This is a genomic window from Bacillus paramycoides, from assembly GCF_038971285.1.
In the GTDB taxonomy this organism is placed as follows: Bacteria; Bacillota; Bacilli; order Bacillales; family Bacillaceae_G; genus Bacillus_A.
The window spans coordinates 930,724-953,427 of the sequence record NZ_CP152427.1 but is presented as its reverse complement, the minus strand read 5'-3'; the positions used below and the strand labels follow the sequence as shown (position 1 = coordinate 953,427).

Annotated in this window: 17 protein-coding genes and 1 pseudogene; 4 read left to right on the top strand and 14 right to left on the bottom strand. The window is 35.2% G+C overall.

The window, feature by feature from the left end; translation table 11 throughout:
* Positions 1–80 precede the first annotated feature (80 nt).
* From dnaB to AAG068_RS04795, 11 genes and pseudogenes are all read right to left on the bottom strand, one after another.
* Positions 81–1,370 (bottom strand): replicative DNA helicase, encoded by a 1,290-nt coding sequence (dnaB, locus tag AAG068_RS04845; protein WP_342718363.1) that lies wholly within the window; start codon positions 1,368–1,370, stop codon positions 81–83.
* Positions 1,367–2,227 carry a DnaD domain-containing protein gene (locus tag AAG068_RS04840; protein ID WP_342718362.1) on the bottom strand — a complete coding sequence of 287 codons (861 nt, stop codon included), beginning with the start codon at positions 2,225–2,227 and terminating at the stop codon, positions 1,367–1,369. Before AAG068_RS04840 ends, dnaB begins: the two co-directional genes overlap by 4 nt.
* A 197-nt stretch (positions 2,228–2,424) precedes the next feature.
* Positions 2,425–2,751 carry a nucleoside triphosphate pyrophosphohydrolase gene (locus tag AAG068_RS04835; protein WP_342718361.1) on the bottom strand — a complete coding sequence of 109 codons (327 nt, stop codon included), beginning with the start codon at positions 2,749–2,751 and terminating at the stop codon, positions 2,425–2,427.
* Positions 2,752–2,834: 83 nt separating this feature from the next.
* Positions 2,835–3,098 (bottom strand): annotated as a pseudogene (locus tag AAG068_RS04830) (hypothetical protein); the annotation flags it as partial.
* Between the two features lie 95 nt (positions 3,099–3,193).
* Positions 3,194–4,183, bottom strand: a complete 990-nt coding sequence (locus AAG068_RS04825) for a PD-(D/E)XK nuclease family protein (RefSeq protein WP_098555834.1) — start codon at positions 4,181–4,183, stop codon at positions 3,194–3,196.
* A gap of 26 nt (positions 4,184–4,209) precedes the next feature.
* Entirely contained in the window at positions 4,210–6,645 is a 2,436-nt protein-coding gene (locus AAG068_RS04820) for a restriction endonuclease-like protein (RefSeq protein WP_342719709.1), read from the bottom strand.
* Complete coding sequence (locus AAG068_RS04815) at positions 6,620–9,154, bottom strand: MrcB family domain-containing protein (protein WP_342718360.1); 2,535 nt, start codon at positions 9,152–9,154, stop codon at positions 6,620–6,622. The genes AAG068_RS04820 and AAG068_RS04815 overlap by 26 nt, the downstream gene beginning before the upstream one ends.
* Before the next feature lie 422 nt (positions 9,155–9,576).
* On the bottom strand, positions 9,577–10,467 hold the full coding sequence (locus tag AAG068_RS04810) for a hypothetical protein (protein WP_342718359.1): 891 nt from the start codon (positions 10,465–10,467) through the stop codon (positions 9,577–9,579).
* Positions 10,468–10,694: 227 nt separating this feature from the next.
* The gene (locus AAG068_RS04805) at positions 10,695–11,666 is read right to left on the bottom strand and encodes a tripartite tricarboxylate transporter substrate binding protein (RefSeq protein WP_342718358.1); all 972 of its coding nucleotides are present in this window, start codon (positions 11,664–11,666) and stop codon (positions 10,695–10,697) included.
* Positions 11,663–12,340 (bottom strand): response regulator, encoded by a 678-nt coding sequence (locus tag AAG068_RS04800; protein ID WP_342718357.1) that lies wholly within the window; start codon positions 12,338–12,340, stop codon positions 11,663–11,665. Before AAG068_RS04800 ends, AAG068_RS04805 begins: the two co-directional genes overlap by 4 nt.
* Before the next feature lie 19 nt (positions 12,341–12,359).
* The gene (locus AAG068_RS04795) at positions 12,360–13,949 is read right to left on the bottom strand and encodes a sensor histidine kinase (protein WP_342718356.1); all 1,590 of its coding nucleotides are present in this window, start codon (positions 13,947–13,949) and stop codon (positions 12,360–12,362) included.
* Between the two features lie 225 nt (positions 13,950–14,174).
* On the opposite strand from AAG068_RS04795, the gene AAG068_RS04790 reads away from it, so the two are divergent.
* Positions 14,175–15,497 carry an MFS transporter gene (locus tag AAG068_RS04790; RefSeq protein ID WP_000035839.1) on the top strand — a complete coding sequence of 441 codons (1,323 nt, stop codon included), beginning with the start codon at positions 14,175–14,177 and terminating at the stop codon, positions 15,495–15,497.
* 636 nt (positions 15,498–16,133) lie between these two features.
* On the opposite strand, the gene AAG068_RS04785 is transcribed toward AAG068_RS04790, so the two are convergent.
* Complete coding sequence (locus tag AAG068_RS04785) at positions 16,134–16,589, bottom strand: DUF5065 family protein (protein WP_342718355.1); 456 nt, start codon at positions 16,587–16,589, stop codon at positions 16,134–16,136.
* Positions 16,590–17,844: 1,255 nt separating this feature from the next.
* On the opposite strand from AAG068_RS04785, the gene AAG068_RS04780 reads away from it, so the two are divergent.
* Together AAG068_RS04780 and AAG068_RS04775 are read left to right on the top strand one after the other, a co-directional pair.
* Positions 17,845–18,087: a hypothetical protein gene (locus AAG068_RS04780; RefSeq protein ID WP_342718354.1), complete on the top strand. Its 243-nt coding sequence runs from the start codon at positions 17,845–17,847 to the stop codon at positions 18,085–18,087.
* Positions 18,088–18,134: 47 nt separating this feature from the next.
* On the top strand, positions 18,135–18,674 hold the full coding sequence (locus tag AAG068_RS04775) for a hypothetical protein (protein ID WP_342718353.1): 540 nt from the start codon (positions 18,135–18,137) through the stop codon (positions 18,672–18,674).
* A 120-nt stretch (positions 18,675–18,794) separates the two neighbouring features.
* Here the strand turns inward: AAG068_RS04775 and AAG068_RS04770 are convergent, their stop codons facing one another.
* The gene (locus tag AAG068_RS04770; RefSeq protein ID WP_342718352.1) at positions 18,795–21,140 is read right to left on the bottom strand and encodes a glycoside hydrolase domain-containing protein; all 2,346 of its coding nucleotides are present in this window, start codon (positions 21,138–21,140) and stop codon (positions 18,795–18,797) included.
* Positions 21,141–21,626: 486 nt separating this feature from the next.
* On the opposite strand from AAG068_RS04770, the gene AAG068_RS04765 reads away from it, so the two are divergent.
* Positions 21,627–21,980: a helix-turn-helix domain-containing protein gene (locus AAG068_RS04765; RefSeq protein WP_342718351.1), complete on the top strand. Its 354-nt coding sequence runs from the start codon at positions 21,627–21,629 to the stop codon at positions 21,978–21,980.
* 202 nt (positions 21,981–22,182) lie between these two features.
* On the opposite strand, the gene AAG068_RS04760 is transcribed toward AAG068_RS04765, so the two are convergent.
* The gene (locus AAG068_RS04760) at positions 22,183–22,440 is read right to left on the bottom strand and encodes a glutaredoxin domain-containing protein (protein WP_342718350.1); all 258 of its coding nucleotides are present in this window, start codon (positions 22,438–22,440) and stop codon (positions 22,183–22,185) included.
* Positions 22,441–22,704: the final 264 nt, after the last annotated feature.

Genomic DNA, 22,704 nt, shown 5'->3' with positions numbered 1-22,704 from the left:
CATTTTCTTTATTATATAACTTATAAAATTAGCGTTACAACTTTGATTCACATGCAGATACTATTTTCCTTGCCCTTTTACTACTTTACTCCCTCCACAAACCGCCCAAACTCCTTCAAAAACCTCAACTTAAAACTACCAACAGGTCCATTCCGATGCTTCGCCACATGAATCTCTGTCATCTCTTTCTGCACCGTTTCCTTATCGTAATAATCCTCTCGATACATAAGCATAATGACATCCGCATCTTGCTCAATTTGTCCTGTCTCTCTTAAATCAGATAAAAGAGGGCGCTTATCTTGACGTGCTTCTACGGAACGAGATAATTGCGATAATGCTACTACACAAACATTTAATTCACGTGCTAATACCTTAAGTTTACGAGAGATTTCACTAATCTCCTGAAATCGATTGCCCTTATGCTTCGGATCGCCCGTAATAAGCTGCAAGTAATCTACAATGACTAAAACCTTCTTATCACCATACTTCCTCTTTAACTTACGAGTTTGCATCCAAATATCTTGCACCGAAATGCCTGCGTTATCGTATATCTCAAATGGTAATTCTCCGATTTCCGCAAACGCCTTACTCACCTTTTCCCAATCTTCCATCGCAAAACGATGCTTCGGATTTTTCAGCCTACCTCCTGACACTTCCCCTACGCACGACGCCATCCGTTTTAGCAATTGCTTACTACTCATCTCTAACGAAAACAACCCAACCACCGCTCCAGACTTCGCCGCATGCATGCCAACATTTAGCGCAAACGCAGTCTTCCCCATAGAAGGCCGCGCACCAAGAACGACAAAATCACCTTCCTGCAATCCACACGTCATTTTATTTAGCGATGTATAACCAGTCTCAATACCAGTAATCTCTTTCGCATCTTGATGAAGCTCTTCATATAAATCAACTAGCGCATCCTTCAAATCAAACTCACATACACAGTCCTTTTCCTCTAACTCACAAAGTGCCGTAATCGTCTCACCAATAATTTTTTCATTCTTCTCCGCAATAAGACGCTCTCCCATCTTGTGCCCGAGAACACCCGCCTGATACATTTTCCAGGCACCTCGAACAAGCCCCTCATAATAAGAGAAGTTAGCAATTGTAGGCACACCATCCATTAATCCTATAAAATACTCCATTCCCCCGATCCCCTCTAAAAACTTCGGATCTACCCTAGAAATGAACGTCACAAGATCAATCGGTTGCCCCTCTTCTTCCATTTTTCGCATTAACTGAAATATAGACTTGTGCACTGACAGAGAAAAATACTGCTCCGTCAAACGGCACTCCTTAATAAGCTCTCCATCAAGTAATAGAGAACCTAACACCGTCTTTTCCGCCTCCACATTTTGAATACTCATGGACGCCACCCGCGCTCCGCTAAAAAGCGCTGCAACTCTTCCTCAGACGGCGCATTCTTCTCCCACTCCTCACACCTGGCCAAAAACTCCTCCGTCTCCCCCGTACTAACAGACGACTCCTTCTTCCTAAAGCTCGCCGTATTCGCCTCCACCTCACACAATTTCGTAAACCCTTTCCCGTGCCACCCTCTCAAAATACCTTTCACATAAGCAACCGTCCGCTTATTATTCTCAAACGCAATTTGAAGAGCCTTCAGCACAAGCTCCTCTGACAAATCTTCCATCCACGCACTCAGTTCCTCTACAGTATGCGGAGACAAACTACCGAAATGTTGCTCATAAAAAGAAAACACACGACTTCCCATCTCTTCCTCTATAACCTCTTCTTCCTCTGTCTCCTCACAAACTGGATCAACATCATCCACAGCCAAATCACTCGGCATACCGAAATGCGCTAAAAGCATCGGAACATTCAGCTCCTCCTCTACGCACTTCTGAAGAAACATATGTACAAACTCCTTATTCTTCACACCCTTCAGCTCACGAAGCACACACTTCTCCACATTCGTATTCGTCACCGGATTATAACGAAGCCAATTTAAAACGAATAACTCCCGTGTATCCGCATCATACAGAATCTTTCCATAATCAACAAAGCGCTGCAAAAGCTTATCAACCGTCTCCCTGTTATAACCCGTCTCCATCTCAGCTAATCGCTTCGGAAAAGGAAAAACCCCACACTGCGTCGTCTTCGAACAAGTTAACAAATACACATAAAAATACCGCTCCTCCGGCGTCAAATCCAAAACAAAATCATCCTGCCAAAAATTCACCTGCACAGTACGATACACCGCCATCCTAATTCCTCCCGTCTCCATTCAAAAATGAAAATTTCCTCTTTGTACTATATATAGGAAGGAGGCTTGGGTTTTTGGCGTGTTATTTCAAAATTTTTTTCGACGCCTACTACGGTGTTTGTTGGTGTTTTTGTTTTGTTGTGTTTTTTCTTAGTGATTTATTACTTGGTAGGGGCTTGGTAGGGGCTTAGGAGGGGTTAGTTATCGGTTACTTTGATTAGAAAAACGCGATCTGAAAAGCCACCTCGTTCTTCTGCTTTCTTTTTACGGATTTTGTTGATTTCTTCTAGTGTTGTGCCTTCGTGTTCGGCTAGGGCGTTTATTAGTTCTAGTAGGTCGGATAGTTCTTCTAGTTTATGCGGTTTTGTTTTTGCTTCGATGTATTCTGTTAGTTCTTGTTGTGTTTTCTTGCATAGTTCCTCTATGTATTCATCTTCGTTTAGGATTCTAGTTGTGGGTGTTTTGCCGTTAGATTTTATTATTTGCGGGATTTTGTTTCGGATTAGTTTGTTGTAGGTTGGCATGTGGGTTTCCCTCCGTTTGATTTTTCTTCTATTATAATGGAAAAGCAGTTTAACTAGGGGTTAAACTGCTGCATTGCTTCTTATTAATTAATATCAATTTTTTCTACTAACATTGCTGGGATACTAATTTCGCCACCCATAGTAGATTTATAAGTAAAGATACCTGCTGATTTTCCCTTAACAGTAACATTGTCTTTTTCTAACACTCTTGAATTTAAAATATCGCTTTTATAAGCAACATATAATACTTTATCGTAATCCCCATTAACTGCTATTCTTAATTGAGTCTCACCTTGCCCTTCCATTACTTGAAGAACTTTTCCTGTAAATTTAGCTTTCTTTCCTTGTTATTTAAAAATAAAAAGAAGAGCATATACCCTATATACTCTTCTTCCCATAGTTAACAATACACTTTATCCAATATATTTAATAATTGCATCTACTATTGAACATCCACCATTTTTAACAATTTCTCCACTTCACCTAAAACTCCCATCGTTCCAGGAATATCAATTCTTCCTTTTCCATCTCCCACTCTATAATCCCTCACCACAGCAACCGTCATATATCGCCCATTACCAAATCTAGGTTTCTCCACATTGAAAGAAGAATTATGACTTCGTTCGATTAGCGCTTTACTCCACTTATCCCTAAGTTCTTTTCTTCTATCCTTATCAGCAACATGTATTTTAAAACATAAACGTCCTTCTTCTAACTGCAAATACTGCTTACAATTATTATCTTCTTGTTCATTCCACCATAAGGCATAGAATCCACCATTCGGATTAGCTACATATCCATATTGACCTTTGATCCCACGTTGCTTTAACTCCTCATAAAATCCTTCCCAAGCTTCACCTTTCCACACGCTTAACGGAAGTGTCTTATATGAATCATATTTTTGCTCTATTTCTCTTAAATAAAAATAGTAATCTAAAAACATTTGATTTTGCACGCCTCTGTCTATATTCTCTTGTAAAAATTTAAGCATTTGTTTTCTTGTAAACAACATATACTTTGCATCAATCACTGCTGAATAATCACTTTGATTACCTATTTTATAATAGATAGGCAACAGATCATTTTCTTCATATTTTTTTAATTTCATTACATCTTCATAATAACGTTTTAGTTGATTAGAATGCTCTTTTGTATATGTTTTATCTTCAATTAAAATAGCCTGATTACCATTAACTTCAATAAGTATATCTAAACCTTTAAATTGTGTCGTAATCTTAATTTCTTTAATAGAAGCTGGAAAGTTCTTTTTATGTAAGTCATATATTCTTCTAATAAAATCTATACCAGCTTCATGTAAGCATTCATCGGTTTCTTTATAGATTGGGTTCGCCCACTCTGTTAACCAACAAATAAAAGCATCTTGCGACAATTCACTTGTTCCATATGAAAATAAATTCGGTCTCTTATCCATTATTTAATCCCCTTTGTATCTAAGTGCTATCCCCTAACATTTAGTACTTCTAAAACCTCCCTAAACAACACCGATCCTCTCCCAACAACCAACTCCAAAGGAACTTCCTTAACTCCCCCAACCATAACAACCCCACTCTCATAATCAACCCAAATCTGAACATCCTCCACATAATAACTCTTAACAGAAGAAGCCTCATCTAAATTACGATGATCCAGCTCAACCTTAACTTGCTTCGTAAAACGACGCAGCGTTTTCCAAAGAATTCGTTCTTCTTTTGATTTCATGAAGAGTTCTGGGAGTTCTTGTACTTCTTTTAATAATGACATAGTTGTTATGGTGTATGTTTGAATGCCATATCCTACTGGGCGGATGAGGTGGTCTAGTTTTTTCCATGGCTCTAGTTCGAAATGTACATAATCATCGTTTTGTTGCATTTGAATTTGTTTGATTTTGGCTACGTATTGGATACCGCCTTTTTCTCCGTGCCATTTTTTCGGTGCATATAATGCTATGTACTTTGCTTCTTGCCATCCTGGTTTTAGCTGTGTGACTGGTAACTGGTATAAGCCTTCTTTTCTATATGCTTCATAGTCGGCTTCAGTTTTCACGCTGCCTACTAATACTTTTTCTTCTAGCGAGGAGTGCCATTCTTCTTTTGTGCCTCTTGGAAGGATGCCTTCTCTTATAATTTCTTCTGGGCTTTTTTCAATGAGATGATCTAGAAATTGTTCGACTAGTCTTGTTGCGTTTGGTAAAAATGGGAAGCCACCGATATTTACTTTTTCTATACTTTTATAAAACGGGTGGTTCTCATACGCTTCCTCTTGATTCCATGGGAATAATACGTACGCTCCGTAAGCTGTCCGCTCAAAAGGTCCTTCTTGTTCCACTACTAATGCATCTCTGTAGCGGTGCATTGTGTTAATGTCTTCTTCCATTGGGCCAGGGGTGCCATACTTCCTTTTATAATAAGATCTTTCAGCAAAATCAATTCGGTATTTTGCATCAAAAATGTATTGATATTGATAGTTCTTTCCCTTTTTCTCAATAGTGAGCATCGTATCTGGTTTTTGTGTAACTGTTGGTAGTCTGCCATTTCTTTTCTGGAAATAAAGCTCTATTACTTCATCAGTAACTGGATGCTTAAACGCTCTTTTTGCAGTTTTACTTTCATCAAGCGTTACGTATAAACCGTCTTGCTTCACTTGAATAACATCTTGATGGAGCGGTATATATTTCTTTGATAGAATTTGTCCAAGTTTTAAATATGTCCAGTATTCATATAATCTAGCAACATCTTTTATCGACATTTTAAAAATTTGTCCTCGTAATGTTAAACCGCGCGATAGCATTAAGAAGATTTGATACGCATCTCGATAGCCTGCTGCCATTTGGATAACGAGTGAAAAGACTGAGCGATCTAATTTTCCGATTCCTCTCCAAAATGGATCGTTCAATTCATTTTTCATTCGATACTTCATATTTTTTACATGCTCTAGCAAATCTTCATCAGTTACACCACGTGTATATCTAGACTTTGGCTCTAGCGCCTTAAGTAAATCATCTATTTTATGTACGACTCTTTGAATCATCCATTTAACAAATCGATTTTCCAGCGTATCATAAGAAACTTCCTTATAAGCTGTAATCCCTTTAGTCGGTATACTTTTTTCTCCTTGGAGCAAGTGTGGTCTCTTTCGCAAATAGTTCATTCCGACAGAATCCAGTTTACGAATTTTTTCTCCTCTTACAAGTTGATGTCTAGTCATAAGTGTATGATGCGGTTGTCTTTTTATATAAGAGATTGACTTTATAAATCGCTCAAAGGAATCATTTAAAATACGATAAAATTCACTCTTTGATGGATTTGTAGCGTAAATTGCAGATGCTCCTAAGTAAGTTCTCTTTAGTAAATGAAACGCTAAATTATAAATTTCATCATTTACTTCATCTAATAAGGCTCTGTAATCATCCTTATAATCAAGTTTTGCCGGGAAAACTTCAAATGTAACAGTTAATAAAGTATCTTGCTCGTTTTTAATTTCAAACGTTGTATTTCCTACCTCATTTGGAAACGAAAGATTCCCCATTAACACATGAAGTGACCCCATTTGAATAGAACTAACTTGCTTTCGAAAACCCGGATGTTCATGATAAAAGGAAAGCTGTTGGTTCTTTTTCGGAACAACAACAAGCTGATAACTTCTATTTTCAAAAAAGATTGGCGGGTGTTCGTTCCATTCATCTAGCCTCTGCAATCTCGCATCAAATACAGAAACGGATTCCGTCTTCCCATCTACATGAAAATACATCATTTCATCTGCGTTCATAGCTTGATATTCTTTTAAACTCTCATATTTTTCATGATAAGGATTTCCCTTAATCGTCAATGATAGCTCCTCTGTTTCAATCTTAACTAACTCTATTTCATTATTAGATCCAGAAAGAGGTGAAACCATCATACTCGAACCTCCTTAACATATGAGACAGCTTGTTAGCTGAACGAGGATACTTAGCATATGAGGCGTCATTATTGCCACTATCATATTCTTCATTTGCACATAATACATACAACTGTTTTAATACCTCTTCTGTTCTACCATCGCTCCCTGCAAGACGCGGTAAAATCTTTTGATATATTTGATAATCAAGTGCTTCATCGAATGACAGTAACTTTCCTTGTTCGTTGTATGCCATATAGAAACAAATTTCATCTCGTATACGGTATCCAACTTGAGCTCCAACTGATTCAAGTATTTTATTTATTGCTATTAAAATGTTCGATATATTTCTCACAAGATCTTCGTTTTCTTTAAAACATTCCTTCAGATGAAGATACTCAGTTTCTAGAGAGCGATTTGAAGCAATTTCAGCTTCTTTCTCTTCTACATCCATTAAGAAATTAAAATAATCTAAGTTAACAGTATTAAACTCAATCGTATTCGCACGATCTAATACTTTTTTACTTAGTGGATGTGTCGTTTCATCCATATTTACAGTTCCGATAATATATACATTTGATGGAATCGTAATATGCTTATTCGTAATTGATTCTGGAAGCACTGGTGACGTAACAATTTTCCCATCTTTCCATTTACGGCTTTCAATCACACTTAAAAAATCACTAAAGTAGTATTCCACTCGAGCTAAATTCATCTCGTCTAACACTACAAAATACGGCCTATTTGGATTTGCATCTGCATTTTCAAGAACTTTAATTAACGGTCTTTCTTGAAACTCTCCTTGAAGATTCACATAACCAAGTAAATCAGAGCTATCACTCCAATCAGGTCGAACTGGGATAAGCGTAAATTGTCCATTCTCTTCCGTAGCCCCTAAACTCTCCGCAAACCACTGAACAATTTTCGTTTTCCCTGTACCTGAAATACCCGATAAAATCACAAATGGCTTCGTCTTTAATGAAAGAAAAAAGTTAATAAGATCTTTTTTCTCATAAAAGAAACCTTTACTTTGAATATAAGAAGACACGTGGTCGATAATTGATTGCTGATCTAAATACACTTCTTTCCTCTCATAAATCGCTTCATACTTAATGCCTTTCTCTTTATAGTTAATAAATCCCTCATAATAGCGAAGCATTTCTTCTAGATCCTCTACTAACTCTGTTTCACTTGGCATTTTCTTAGCATCGTACGCAATATAAGCCGCTGTTGAATTCGCATATCCCTTTGCTTTCGTGCTTGTACCTAGGAAGATTTCATCATCTTTTTTCACCTTTTGGGACATATGTATTTGCTTACGAATCTCTTCTTTAATTTTTTGCATCTCTTCTTTAGTCGTTTCTGTTACACCTTGTCCAATGGTCAAATACAATCGTTGCATATCTTCACTAAATAAATAAACGATATAATACCCTCTCTGTGTCGATGTTGTAATATCTCTATGCATTAGCGCAATCCACGGAACTGTTGCCCAATTCCCTTTCCCAACTGACCCTATCACACTGTACTGCTTCTCATTTATAAATGGTAAACGAATGATCTCTGTTGCTATATCATTTCGGACTGTTAATCCTAATTTATGTCCTGCAAATTTTTCTGTTTTTGCATCCAAATATTCTTTCATTATCTTTAAAAAGACTTCACGTAAACTACTACTCATATTACCGCCCTTTTCTTCACTCTTTTTTATGTATTGTTCGGCTGGAATCCATTCAGCATTAATTAGTCCTACTTGCTCAAGCCAATCTAGTAAATTATTCGTACGCCGCTTCGCTACTGATTCGACCATCAAATTATCCCCTAATGAATTTTGGACAATCGTCATTCCAAAATCAACTAGAGCTTCTTTCTTTTCATCCTTTGAATGCTTCTCTAACAATCCAAGAACGAATAAAACATGACGGAAATATTCTTGTTTTAAAACTAGCTGTGCCATGTAGTTTTTCTTATCTTCCGATTGAACATATTCACTTAATAGCAGCTGATTCATTTCATGAGATTCATTCAAAAATCCCAACAATCTTAAATCTTGGCGCGCATTAGATTTCACTCTATATAAATTTTCATCCGTTTGTTCACGTAACGTACTTGGATTATATGTACCATTCATTATCTCTTCTAAAAAGAGCATGACTTTATCGTATTTTTCGCTTGGTAGATTATCGGTTTTGAATTCTTTAAATGTAATAGCTCCTGCTCCGATTACATTCACAAATGGAAGCTGTGAAAAGAAAGCTACCAAGAAAGTATTACATTCACTCGCTTGTCCAAAATCTTCACTCTTTACTGTACGCATAGCGATAAATTTTCTCCAAGCATCCTTAAGAATTTCAAAACTCACTTTAAAATAAGGTGGTGCTTCCTCATCATATTGCTCACGTGAAAATTTAGCTTCAACGTATAATCCTTCATCATCTTTATTTATAACCAGATAAGTTTTATCACCATTTATATCTTCAACCTGCTTCGTTAATTTAGCCAATTCAATTATGAGTTGCTCTAACATTGTCATCCCCACCGTTACAATTAATTACAATTACTACTATTTTACCAAACTATGTATAAAAGAAAAATTATACTCAGCTTCAAATAAGTATGAACTTTTATTTCATAGTGGAATCTATTTCAAAAATAAACTTAAAGGATCTTTTTATCACGAAAAAATACCCTTCCTATAACAACGATATTTTTGTCCATAATCCATCAATAAAAAAAGAAGGTTAAGCTTTATTACTTAACCCTCTTTTTTCTTAATTTTAAACAATTCATATGTGATTACCAACGTCTATAATACATATGAAATGCCCTGTTACTTGTTTCTAAAAACCATACGACATAGTATATCTGTACTTTTCCGCACCATAATTAGCCAAATAGAAAATCCTATTTATTATTATAAAACTTTTTTACTTTTAACAGAGTTGCTCATTATATGTCTTTTGGCTCTACATCTAAATCATAGCATCTAATGTGGATAAATATTTTATCTTCCGTTACTTCCACTTTAATGACTTGACCCATTACACCGATTTCTTCTGTACGATTTTTTCCGCTTTTAATATGCCAAGTTATCTTTTTTAAACGTGTTTCTAATTCTTGGACCCTATTAAAGTGAATTCTCAACTCTATTGGCCCATAATCATATGGTTTATCTTGCACATTAATATAACCGTGATTTTCAAATGTATAGAACTGACTTTGATTCAATCGCCCCTTAACAAAAATTATAGGATTCAATTTACCGGTCTCAAAGTCTCTTTGTAATTCATCATATATACTAGGATAATAAAATTGTTTATTAAAGCATAATACCCTCGTTACATTCTTTCGGTGCTCATCCGAACGATCAAAAGAAGTATGATAAAGTAATTCTGCTGCACTATTCAGCGTAACTGTAGTTGATTTATTAGAGGCTTTTATTGTTGTGACAGGTCCAACTTTAACTGATTTCCCACCTATTGAATGTGATTTCTCACCTTTCATCCTTACCCCTTCATTTCTCTCTTCCTCATTCCCACAGAGAAAAGGTATTTTTAACTTAATTTTCAATTTTTCGCCTACTGTTCTAATCCTCTCAGATAAATCATCAATTGGTAGATAATTATCACAATTCATTTCATGTTCTGCATCCTTTGAAGGGAGCCTATAATAAGGATTTTTCCCACCTGCATGTACTACCTGTCTCATGCAATCCATGCAATGAAAAGTACCTTTATTTTTCATTTCCATTGTGACATCTTTACAGTTCACTTCTTTTAGATATTCTAAATTGTTATAACCTCTATAGTATGCAACTCTCATAGGTTTGCTTCTTCCCACGCAAGCACCTCCCGTTTCACTATTGTTTTGTATATTAATATTATAGCAAAATTACAAAAAATCCCACTATTAAGTTTCCCTCTAAAACCCCAAAAATTACCATCACAAAAACCCCTACAGTTGTTTTCTATATCCTCCTCAGGCTCTCTTAAAAGATCAATTACAATTACTATAATTTTGTTAAACTATGTATAAAAGAAAAATCATACGCCATACCGTATGATTTACTAATCCCCATTATCCCCCACTAACTCCCCATACTCCTGACTACTCTCCTCCAAAAACCCCCTCGTCTCCCCACTATCCTTATAATAAGAATTCCACCCCCGCTCCCTCAAAATCCCCTTCCAACTATCACTCTCCACCATCCTCTTAATCACACCATCCCAATAAGCAACCTCTTCCTTCGTCATATCTTTCGGGCCCATAATTCCTTTCCAGTGCTGGAATATGACGTCGATTCCTTGTTCTTTCCAGGTTGGGATTTCTGGTAGTCGGTCTAGTCGTTTTGGTGCGGATACGGCTAGTATTTTTATTTTGCCAGCTTTGTATTGTTTTTCGGCTTCGGATAGGGTCATGGTTGCGGCGCCTATTTGTTTGTTCGTTAGGGCGTTTATGATTTTTTCTTTGTTTTCGTAAACGAAGAATTGTAGTTCGGCAGGGTTTATGCCGAAGGCTTTGCTTACTTGTACGAAGGATAGGTGATCGTCGTTTCCTAGGCCGGGGGCAACGCCGATTTTGAAGTTTTTCTTGTCTTGTTTTAGTTGTTCCATTAGTTGTTTTGCGTTTTCTATGTTTGATTCTTTTGATACGACAACGACTTCCCAGTCCGATGCGAGAGTTGCGAGCGGCGTGAAGTCTTTATATGTTAGTTTACTATGGCCTAGTAAGTTGTTCGTTAAGAGTAAGCTTGAGTTAATCGCCAGTACGTGACCGCCTTTTTGTTTCGTATATTTCCATCCGACGTCACCGCTGCCACCTACTTTGTTTGTGACAGTGATTGGTTTGGTGAAGATTTTTTCTTCTGTTAGTGTTTTTTGCATCGCTCGCGCTGTTAAGTCCCATCCTGCTCCTTGAACGTTCGGCGCAACGATTTCTACTTCTTCGATGTTCACTTTATTCTTGTTCGTTTTTTCTACAGAACAACCAGCTATTACCCCTGTCATAACCCATATACATAGTAATAATCGCTTTTTCATAGTCCCCGTCCTATGCGATATTTTCGTTCTGGTCGTCCGATAATGCCGTATGTGTACTCTACTGTGCATTCGTTTGTCGCTACTAAGTATTCTAAGTATCTTCTTGCGGTTGTTCGGGAGGCACCCATTTGTTCTCCCATTTCTTCTATTGTAATTCCCTCTTCCAATCCTTTTATAATCCCTTTCACTTTTTGCAGTGTTAACGGATCAACGCCTGTCGGTAAGTTTTTCATATCTTGTATTTGCGAAATGCCGAAGAAGTTGTCGATAAGTGCTTGATTCACTTCATTGTTACTATGTAATAGTTGCTTCTTTCTTTTATAGTCTTCAATTGTGCGAACGAATTTTTCTAACGTGACCGGTTTTATAAGGTAGTTACTTACGCCGTTTCGAATTGCTTTTTCTAGCATATGGTTTTCATTTGCCGCAGTAACCATAATGACATCAACGTTCGGAAAGTCAGCATGAATTTTCGGTAATAAGTCTGTTCCGATTCCATCTGGTAAGTAATTATCTAATAGAAGTAAATCGATTTCTTCCCTTCGTAGTAATTCCATCGTTTCTTTCGCGTTCAATGCTTTTCCAATCACTTTTACGTCCTTTATTTTTAATAAAAACTCTTCCTGAATTTGCGCGACGCGGAAATCATCTTCTGCAATTGCAACCTTCAACATACGCCCATCCCCCTGTTTGTCATGTACTTTCTCTCAATGTTTTCGGAAGGTAAATTGTAAAAATAGCTCCCCCATTTTCCTCGTTTTGAATTTCAATTGTTCCCTCTAGTAGATCTACCATTTCTTTCACGTTTGCTAGTCCGTACCCACGATCATTCCCTTTCGTTGAAAACCCTTTTTGAAAAATAGTCGTGATTTTTTCAACTGGTATTCCTGCTCCACTATCTATCACTTCAAACACAATATCGTGTCCAATATCCGTAACAAAGAAGGAAACATTCTTCTCCCCTCGTTCACTCACCGCATCAAACGCATTGTCGATTATGTTTCCAAGGATCGTAATAAGGTGTGAAACTTTTATATGGTCTGGTAACGGATGAAGCGCACTATCTCCTTCAATATGAAAATCGATTTTCTTTTCAGACGCTGTTCCGATTTTTCCTAATAAAATAGCTTGTACTTTTGCATCATGAATTTGATGGAATAAAATATGGTTTTGACTTTGATGAATATTAGATTCTTGCTGAATAAATTCAATCGCTTCTTTGTAATGTCCTAACTGAAGTAATCCCGATAAGACGAACAACTTATTTGTAAATTCATGTGTTTGAGCGCGTAAGTCCTCCGAATACTTTCTTACCTCAGATATCGTATTCACTAAGTTTTGCAGTTCTGTTTTATCTCTAAAACTACATACAACGCCTACCGTACTGTTATTTTCAAGTATCGGCGTCATGTTTAAAATAAACACTTTATTTTGAAACGCGATTTCTTGATCGTTTTCTAGCACTCTTTCCATATTAAATTCTGGTAAAACTTTTGAAATGTGCTGCTGCATATAATCACCATTTACATGTAGCATCTCTTCTGCCGAGGTGTTCATCATCGTAATAAAGCCGTTTTGATCGATAGCGATAATCCCTTCTTTTATAGATAGTAGTATCGCGCTTCGTTCCCGATATAGCGCCGCAATTTCATTTGGCTCTAAACCGAGTGTATCTTTACGAATGCTACGTGCTAAAAGAATGCCTCCAACAATGCCGGCTAATAATACCGCTAAGGAAAAGAGTATAATTTCTTTCGTTCTGCTCAATATGTTAGATTCAATACCTTTTATTAAAAACTCTACTGTCACAACACCTACTACTTGATCGTAATCTCCGTTATGAACAATAATGGGTGCTTTCGCCATTAAAGCTGAACCACTTTCACCATTTCCTTCAAGCGTATAATAACCACCAAAAGTGAGTGCTTCATAGTTATATGGATTGTTACTCTTGGTACCAATTAACTCCGAATTAGAATGCGAATACATAACTCCATAACGATCTTCTATAATGACAGTATCGGCACCAGCTTGCTCACGAACTTGTTCCGCAATAGATTGAATGTTATTTTTATGCTCGTTATTTTGAAAAGCCTCTTTTATAGCTGGCATAAAAGAAAGAGATTTAGCTGTTTGCAGCGCTAACTGTTCCACTTGGCGCTTCGTATCAACGGACTGAATGTAAACAAATATTCCTGCTAACAGGAGAACGACAAATAAAATTAACGTAATAATTAAGCTTACTATTTTCGTTTGTAATGACACTTTGCGTGATTTCTTCATACTTCATATCCTTTGATAAAATATTCAAAACTATCAATCTCCTTTTTCTATTATTATGACAAAACTAATAATGAAGCAACTATTAAAACTCTCCATGTACATAAAGTACAAAAAGAATAAAATTGTCATAATATTGAGATTTAATTCTGTAAACAGTACAATTCAACTATAATGAACACGCTTTCATAATTATTATTTTATTTATAAGCAAGGGGAGGAATTAGTATGGCTCAAGCAAAATCAAACCGAGTCGCCGGTAATATTTTCAAAGGTTCTGTCGGCAATTTAATTGAATGGTACGACTGGTACGTTTACTCTGCTTTCGCCGTTTATTTTTCAGCAGAGTTCTTTCCTAAAGGAGATCCAACGAGTCAGTTACTGAACACAGCAGCTATTTTCGCAGTTGGATTTTTAATGCGCCCTATCGGAAGTTTACTAATGGGACGATATGCGGATCGGCACGGTCGCCGGGCAGCATTAACGCTTTCCATTACGGTTATGGCCGGTGGTTCTTTAATTATCGCCTGTACACCGAGTTACGAAAGCATCGGGATTATGGCGCCTATTATTTTAGTTCTTGCTCGTTTACTGCAAGGATTATCACTTGGCGGAGAGTACGGAACTTCCGCAACGTATTTATCTGAAATGGCTAGTAGTGGTCGCCGCGGTTTTTATTCAAGCTTCCAATATGTAACGCTCGTTGCTGGACAGATGGTTGCGTTAGGCGTTCAAATTGTTCTTCAGCAATTACTAAGCGAACCAGATATGAAAGCTTGGGGATGGCGTATTCCATTCATTATTGGAGCGATGGGTGCAGTAGCTGTATTATGGCTTCGCCGCACGATGGATGAGTCGGAGCAGTTCTCAAACATAAAATCACAAAAACGCGAAAGCGCAGGAACCGTTCGCGCTCTTATGAAACACCCGAAAGCAGTATTAACAGTAGTCGGCCTAACATTAGGAGGCACTGTCGCATTCTATACGTACACAACATATTTACAAAAGTTCATGGTAAACACAGTCGGTCTTCCGAAAGAAGTTGTAAGCTGGATTAACTTTGTCGCACTACTTATTTTCGTCGTACTTCAACCAATTGCAGGGCTACTATCTGATAAAATTGGACGTCGCCCACTATTAATGGCTTTCGGTATTCTCGGAACATTACTAACAGCACCGATCTTCTTCTTCATGGAAAAAACGACAGAACCAATCGTAGCGTTCTTACTTATGATGGTCGGTCTCATCATCGTTACTGGTTACACTTCCATTAACGCCATTGTAAAAGCAGAACTCTTCCCAACTGAAATTCGCGCACTTGGCGTAGGTTTACCATATGCGTTAACAGTTGCGATATTCGGTGGAACAGCAGAATTCATCGCATTATGGCTAAAGAGTATCGGAATGGAATCACTATTCTACTTCTACGTAGCCGGATGTATCGCAATTAGCTTTATTACGTATTGGCGTATGGATGAGTCATCGAAGACTTCACAGATTGAGGCGGAGCTTGGTGGTGGGGATAAACTAGCTAATAATAAATCTAGTTAAAATTATGTATTCTATGATCTTCGTTTATCTGAAAAGCATAACAGAAAATATATTCTAACTTACTTATCTTCTGTTTTTTACTTTTATATGGATAACTCCCATTCATAAGTAGAAAACCTATTGTTTTTCTACTTATGAATGTTTTTTTCTTTTGATTGAGCTGTTTTTATCCATTTCCGTAAATTATGGGCAATACAACTACACACCCTTCTAACCTATTTTTAGAAAATCCTCATAAGGTGAAGTGTTGGAAGAAACGATTGTATTTAATATGACTGGATTGCTTTTTGTACAGATACCGTAGATGCTGGCTGTGTATTAACTGCGCCAACTCCTGCCATCCCTTGTCCAAAGCAAACTCACTTCGCGTTCCTTGAGGAAGGATTCTTATTAGCTAAAATGATAAATAAAAAAGTCCTACATTCAGTAGGACTAAATAACTTTTGCAACGTCATAAACAACGGCAGTATTTGAACCATGATATACCCAATTTCAGAGCGAGGATATTAGGGAGGATTCTCGTTCCTAGCAATCCATTGCATAACGATATAGTAAAAAAGAACTATTTTTCCCGAGTTGCCTAATATCATTTTCTAGAACTTTAGGTATGTCTCTATTGCATTATTTAATACAATATTAATTAACTTGAAATTGCTTACTATATTCGAATGTAGAACCATCACGGAAAACAGCTACATATTTTCCAGAAGTGTAGACATCTGTAAATTCAGTCGCCCAACCTGGATATACATGTCCAGGTTCACCAAAACTTGGATAAATTGTTTTATAGCGATGTATTGAACCATCTGCATGTACTTTATATATTTTTAAAATAGCTTTATCATCTGTTTTTACCGTATCTTGCGTATAGTAAAATCTATCTCCAGATTCATAAGAATTTTTCCCAAGCAAAGTTTGTGTACCTGCATAAGGTAACTGTCCAATATTAGTGAATCCCCATAAATCTTTAGATGGCTCTGTATAAGGCTCTTGGTAAGCGGCAGCAGCTTGTGTAGTTGGTTTAATCATTTCTACTGCTGTAAATCCACCAAATGTTAATACTCCGATAAGTGCTAATTTACCTAATTTCATTATTATTCCTCCAATTTATTCATATAATAATTTTAAAATCTATATATCTATTTATTTACATTATAATATTTCTGTGATTTTTCAAATATATTCCTTAAAAAGTTAATATAGGTATTCTTTACACCTGATACTAACGTTGCTGTAATTCCCCTGCATTATATCTTTTGCAATAATACATAGCATCTTTTAAAATTGTAACAATCGATTTTTCTTTTCATCAGTAGGAACCTTTCCTAAAGTCATTTCACCCTATTGTTTATATTTAGAAGCTATAGTTGGTCCAAATGAACCTACAAGTGGACTAACACCGCTAAATCCATAACACTCCCTCCCTTTTCCTTATTAATGGAACTTAATTCAATTACTGTAATTAAATTAGGCTCCTATCCTATTAAGTGAAATAAAAAAATTTATAAACTCTTATCTAATGATCTTTGTTGACTTTTGGAGTAGAGGATGGTTCGTCATGTAAGTCCTCTACATATTACACAAGTAGAGCTATCATGCGAAAACACTAGCGGTTTATTTCACTTCGTGGTAAATTAAACCAATTGAAGTGTGAAAAATTATTTCTAAAATAAATCTCTAATAAATGTAATAATTTATAGATATAGTTAACATTCTATTCTTATTAAAAAGTTAAAAAAGGTGACACTTTAAAATATTTTTAAATTTTCCATCTAATTATACTAAAGTTGAATGGTGAAACTAATATGAGTCAATGGCTAAGTAATGATAAAATAACAGATTACGATTTTGGCGGTTGTATATTAAAATTTTTATTAGGTATGAGTATTATTTTTATACTTATTACACATCCTATTTATTGGCTTTTTTTCAAGAAAACGAGAGAACCCTTGTAAAAAATACGTCATCCAACCAAGCAAATCAAATAGAAATTACGGGAATTTCATATGGACATATCTTCGATGATAAATACATAAAGATTTACTTTAAAGAAAAAAACAAACTTGTAGAGAAAACAAAAGTAAGGGTAGCTAATTTTAATATAGTTAATAGTTCGGACCTTTATGAAATTTCATGGAAAGATACTACTAAAGTTTCAATAGTAATGAAATTTGAATATGAAACGAAAACATTGGAATATGATGTTGAAACTGGAACAATAGGTGGATATATTAATAGTACAAATAATAACTTATTATAGCCTAATTCCAAATATGTAGGATACACCTCCAAATCATAAAAATCTTTTCATATTATTTATATTAAAACATCAAAAAGAGGTGGCACTTTGAACAAATGGGCTATATTATCTTTAATATGTGTACCTTACGCTCTTTTAACTATAGTAAATGAAAATACATTAGAAATAAGTGAATCAGCAAATGTCTTTTGGAAAGTTGGTTTATTTGCACCACTTATAGGCGTTTTATTTTCAGCTGGAGCCAGTAAAACGTACCAACGCGTTATGCTTGTAATATTTAATTTAAGTTACTATTTTGGACTTTACATCTATACGCTATACACTTTTTAAAATACTCTTATATTCGTTCTATGAAAATATATTTTGGGGAGAAAATCATGAAAAATAAAACATACTATTTATCAATAATTTGCACAAGTCTTGTTTGTTTATTTGTATTTACAAAAGCTTTAGGTTTTATCTTCTGGATAAATGGTGCACCAATAGACAAATGGGTAGCTTGGGTTGGTTTACTTGCTATTCCGATTTTCATCTACTACTCTTTTCCAGGACAAAATTTCAAAAAAACACAAAAAACGGTAACCATACTTATAATAATAGTTCAAATAATATGGCTAAAATGGGCCATTAATCAGTCCAAATATTATGTATATGTTAACAGTAATAACATTCTCCCATCTCCATATATAATTCAGGAGACTCCAAATTCAGATATTCCTATTTCTCTTGGTCAAAGGCTTTTAACTAACTATACATTTTATAAATCAATTAATTCATACCTATATGTAAGAGAAAATGTCACAGAAAGTGATCGAGGCATTGTTGATTGGATAAAACATTTTGATAGCAAAATAAAAGAAGAAAAAGACGGGCGCATCTATATCGAAACTTATAAGGGGACATTATTTTTTAAGTAAATTGTAAAGGGAGAATTCAATTTGAAATCTCCCTTTTACATTCAACCATTTACTATCTACTCTCCAGATATAAAAATATCAATAGAGTAGATCTTACAATTTTCATTCTATAAACTATGCTTATTCATTCCCCTGAAATATAGCTAATTTTTTACTCCAAGCACGAGCAATTTCTTTAGCCTCTTCTGAAGTATACGGTTTAACACCAAATGCACGAAGAAATTGTGTTCTTGCTGCAACAATTATATCAGCATCTATGTCAAATTTAAGTGGCACAGTTAAAAAGTATTCAACCTCTTTAGCCGCCTGTTCAAAACTTCCTCCAAATCTCTCTTTAAAGAACATATTAAATCTTGTTCCACTATCATTTTTATAATAATTTAGAATTGCATCCTTTACATAAGTCTTATAGCCACTATTTATAATGATTCTACCAATATTATATGCGTCAACATCTGCTACTAAATCTGTGTAAGAAAAACTTGTCCCTGGTGCACCAATTGCATTAAATGCAGCATCATAAAAACTCAAAGTTTTCCCATCTTTTTTTGCTTTTTCAACCGCATTTTTAGCATCAGTAATTGTAGTCAACAAATCTCCCAACCAACCTGCAAAATCAGAAAGATACGGAGTTCCTAATTGTTTCATTGTAACTACGGAATCACATGTTGCTGCCATATGTTGTAAATCAACATCAATTCCTGTTTTATAATCTAAAAGATTAGGGAATGTTTCAATAGGTCCAATGTTAGCTTTAGCTTTTGCAATAAAGGCCTCATTAAGTGGTCCTGCTACTAAATCCCAATTCGTTCCATTGTATCGCCCATAGCGAAGGTAATCTAAGCATAAATCATTTACCTGTATAACAGTATTTCCGTCTTTTATAGCAAGGTCATGAAGTTTTCCTAATTTATCCGTGAAAAGACTATGAAGATCAATTGATTTAGGTTCGACAGAAGATTGCCCTTGATCACGACCTGACTTTATATTTTTATCAATCGAAATAAGCCCTGCGCCACTACCAATTGTATATTCTTTAATTTGATCAAACGCCCAATTTTTTGGTAGCGGATATCCTAAATTAGCACTATAACCTGAAGACATTCCACTTACAAAGCTAGATACCACTCCTGGAACTTTTGAAGAAACTTTTATACATACTCCACGAGGACCATAAACACCAACTTTATACTCACCTTTACTCATTTGATTTAAAGCAGCTACAACCCCTTCAAAGTATGGAACAACGCGAGTATCAATATCCTCACCTAATGCATCAAAATCTACAGCAAAATAAATAATTGTTCCTGGTTTAAATCCATACTTCCGAGCTGCTAACGTTGCTTCACCTGCATCAGCTCTTCCTTGATCTGCACTAAAATATCCCTTAGAATCTCCAATTGTTTGATAAATTGGAAATACCGTTAAACCAGCATCAAAAATTGTCTTCAATTCACCATCTTGAATTTTCTTATTTCTACCTCCAGGAACAACATTCACTAAATAACGTCCAACTGTTTGATATCCTTGACTTTTTAAAGTTTGAGCCCTAGCAGCCGTGACTTCAGTACTACAATCACATGCTGTTCCTGGACGATCAGGATCACCAGTACTAACTAATGTCGATAACCAAGTTCCTTTATTGGCAATTCCATCAACAGGAAGTAAAGTGAACTTTTGGAACTCCTTCACTTTATTTGTTATAGTTGCATTATATGTTGTTGAAAATGAACCAGAATCATAACCATTAAAATATAAAGCATATTGGAATAATGTAACGAATCTACTTGAACTTCCTTCTTTTAAAGTAGGTAAACCATCTCTTGTTGCAGGACCAATCGAACCAGTTTGAGAACCAGCAGCAATTCCTATTTCTGTTTGTAAACCATACACTAAAGCTTTGTTTGTACCTCGCTGGTAATGACCATCCGTTGGTTGAACACCAGACGTTTTGTAATATTTATTATTTAAATCTTGTTGAATTTGTCTTACTTTCGCATCTCCACCTGGAGTAAGACGATACGCATCCATTGTTAAGAATGCTTTAAAAATATAGTCATACACTTTACCATCAGTGATTGGAAGACCAGCATCTTTTTGTAAACTTACAACTGCATTTTTCGTATTCTCATCAAAAACATCATTAAATTTCCCTGGATTATATCCTTTACAATACATAGCACCTTTTAAAATTGTAACAATCGCTTTTCCTTTTGCATCAGTAGGAACTTTTCCTAAAGTCATTTCACCCCACTGCTTATATTTAGAAGCTGTAGTTGGTCCAAATGCATCTGCAAGTGAAGTAATACCCAATTCTACTTGCAGTGCTCTTGTTAAGGCATATACAGTTGACCAACCTGTTTTACCATTTAAAGGCGCTGGCTGAAAGCCTGCGACTTTTCCATACTTATCATTTACCCATGTTTGTACTGCAAATACTGCTGGATCTCCTTTTGTCTCTACCATTATAAATTCTCTCCCTTTTTCTTATTAGTGGGACTTAATTTAATAATGTAATTAAATTAGGTTCTTACTCTATTAAGTGAAAGGAAAGTGAAATAAATAAAAAAAACAAAAAATATATAACATCAGATTTGATCGTTTATCCAATCTGATGTTATATAAACGCTTATCTAATGATTTTTCATTGACTTCTGGAATAGAGGCTGGTTCGTCATGTAGGAGTAATCCCCTACGCATTATGCATCTATATAGTAAGTGAAGTTATCATTCAAAAATCCTCGCGGTTTGATTCATTTATAATATATATGTTGAGAAAAAAGTTATCTATCATCATCTATGTACATTTATAAAATACTATTTCTTATTTCCACTCAAGTAAATCAGAGATTTATACTTTTTCATAAAATAAGAAACATTACTTGTAGTAAACATATTGTTTACTTTATAATTTATTAAGAACTGGATACTTTCTATAAAGGAGGTTGAATGATGATCGGAGAAATAATAAAAAAACTAAGAAAAGAAAAAAATATAACTCAAGAACAATTAGGTACCGCTGTTGGCGTTTCTAAAATGGCTATATCTTATTTTGAAAAAGGGAAAAAAGCTCCTGGTCGTGAAACATTAGAAAAAATAGCTGATTTTTTCAACACTACAACTGATTATCTGTTAGGTAGATCAGATGACCCGGAATTAACTGAATTTGAATCTAGGGTTGTGACTGAAGAAGGAAATAATATAATAAAGCTAATAGAAACTCTCCCGAAAGAAGAGCGTCAAAAAGCATGGGAACAATTAGAAATGTATGTTAACTATATAAAATTAAAAAATAACTCTAAATAAAAAATAACCTCATTAATTCTGTTTAATAAGTTAACAAAAATAAACCGAATGTTGAAACGCATCCAATTTATTTTGCTAACTGTAGAATACGAATTTTTACATATCACTTTAAAAATTCGATTTTATTTTTTTAATAGCATGTTGAATTGAAGTTGTATATTCCTGAGTGATTCCCAGTATGTTAAATGTTGCATATTTGATATTATTTTTTGGACTTTAACATTTTCTCGTAACTTTTAGAATTGAAACTGATTATTTTTGTTTCTGTTTTTTGTTTATAATCCTTAGTAATTAGCACCGGAATAATCGATTCATTATATTTTCTAAACTGTTGCAGATTCCCTTCATCTGCAACATCCTTCATAATGAATGGAATAGAATTTTCTTGTAACCACTCTTTTGCATCTACACAATTTTTACATCGATTGTTTCCATATAAGATAATTTCTTTTTCCACCATTCTCCTCATCCTCCTCTAAGATTTACCAAAAATAAAATTATATATATGTAAACCTTATTATTTTTAAAAAATATATAGAATAGAATTTCTAGCGTTTGTAATTCTTTTATTCTGCAGTTCTTTAGAAACTTTCCCTTAGAGTAAAGCTCTTTATTCTATTGTTCTTCTTATCTCATAAAGATATAAAAAATTTCATATCTATTTTCTAATTTAATAAGCGTATTATATTCTATCTGAGCAATGATATGCATTAGATAAAAAGCG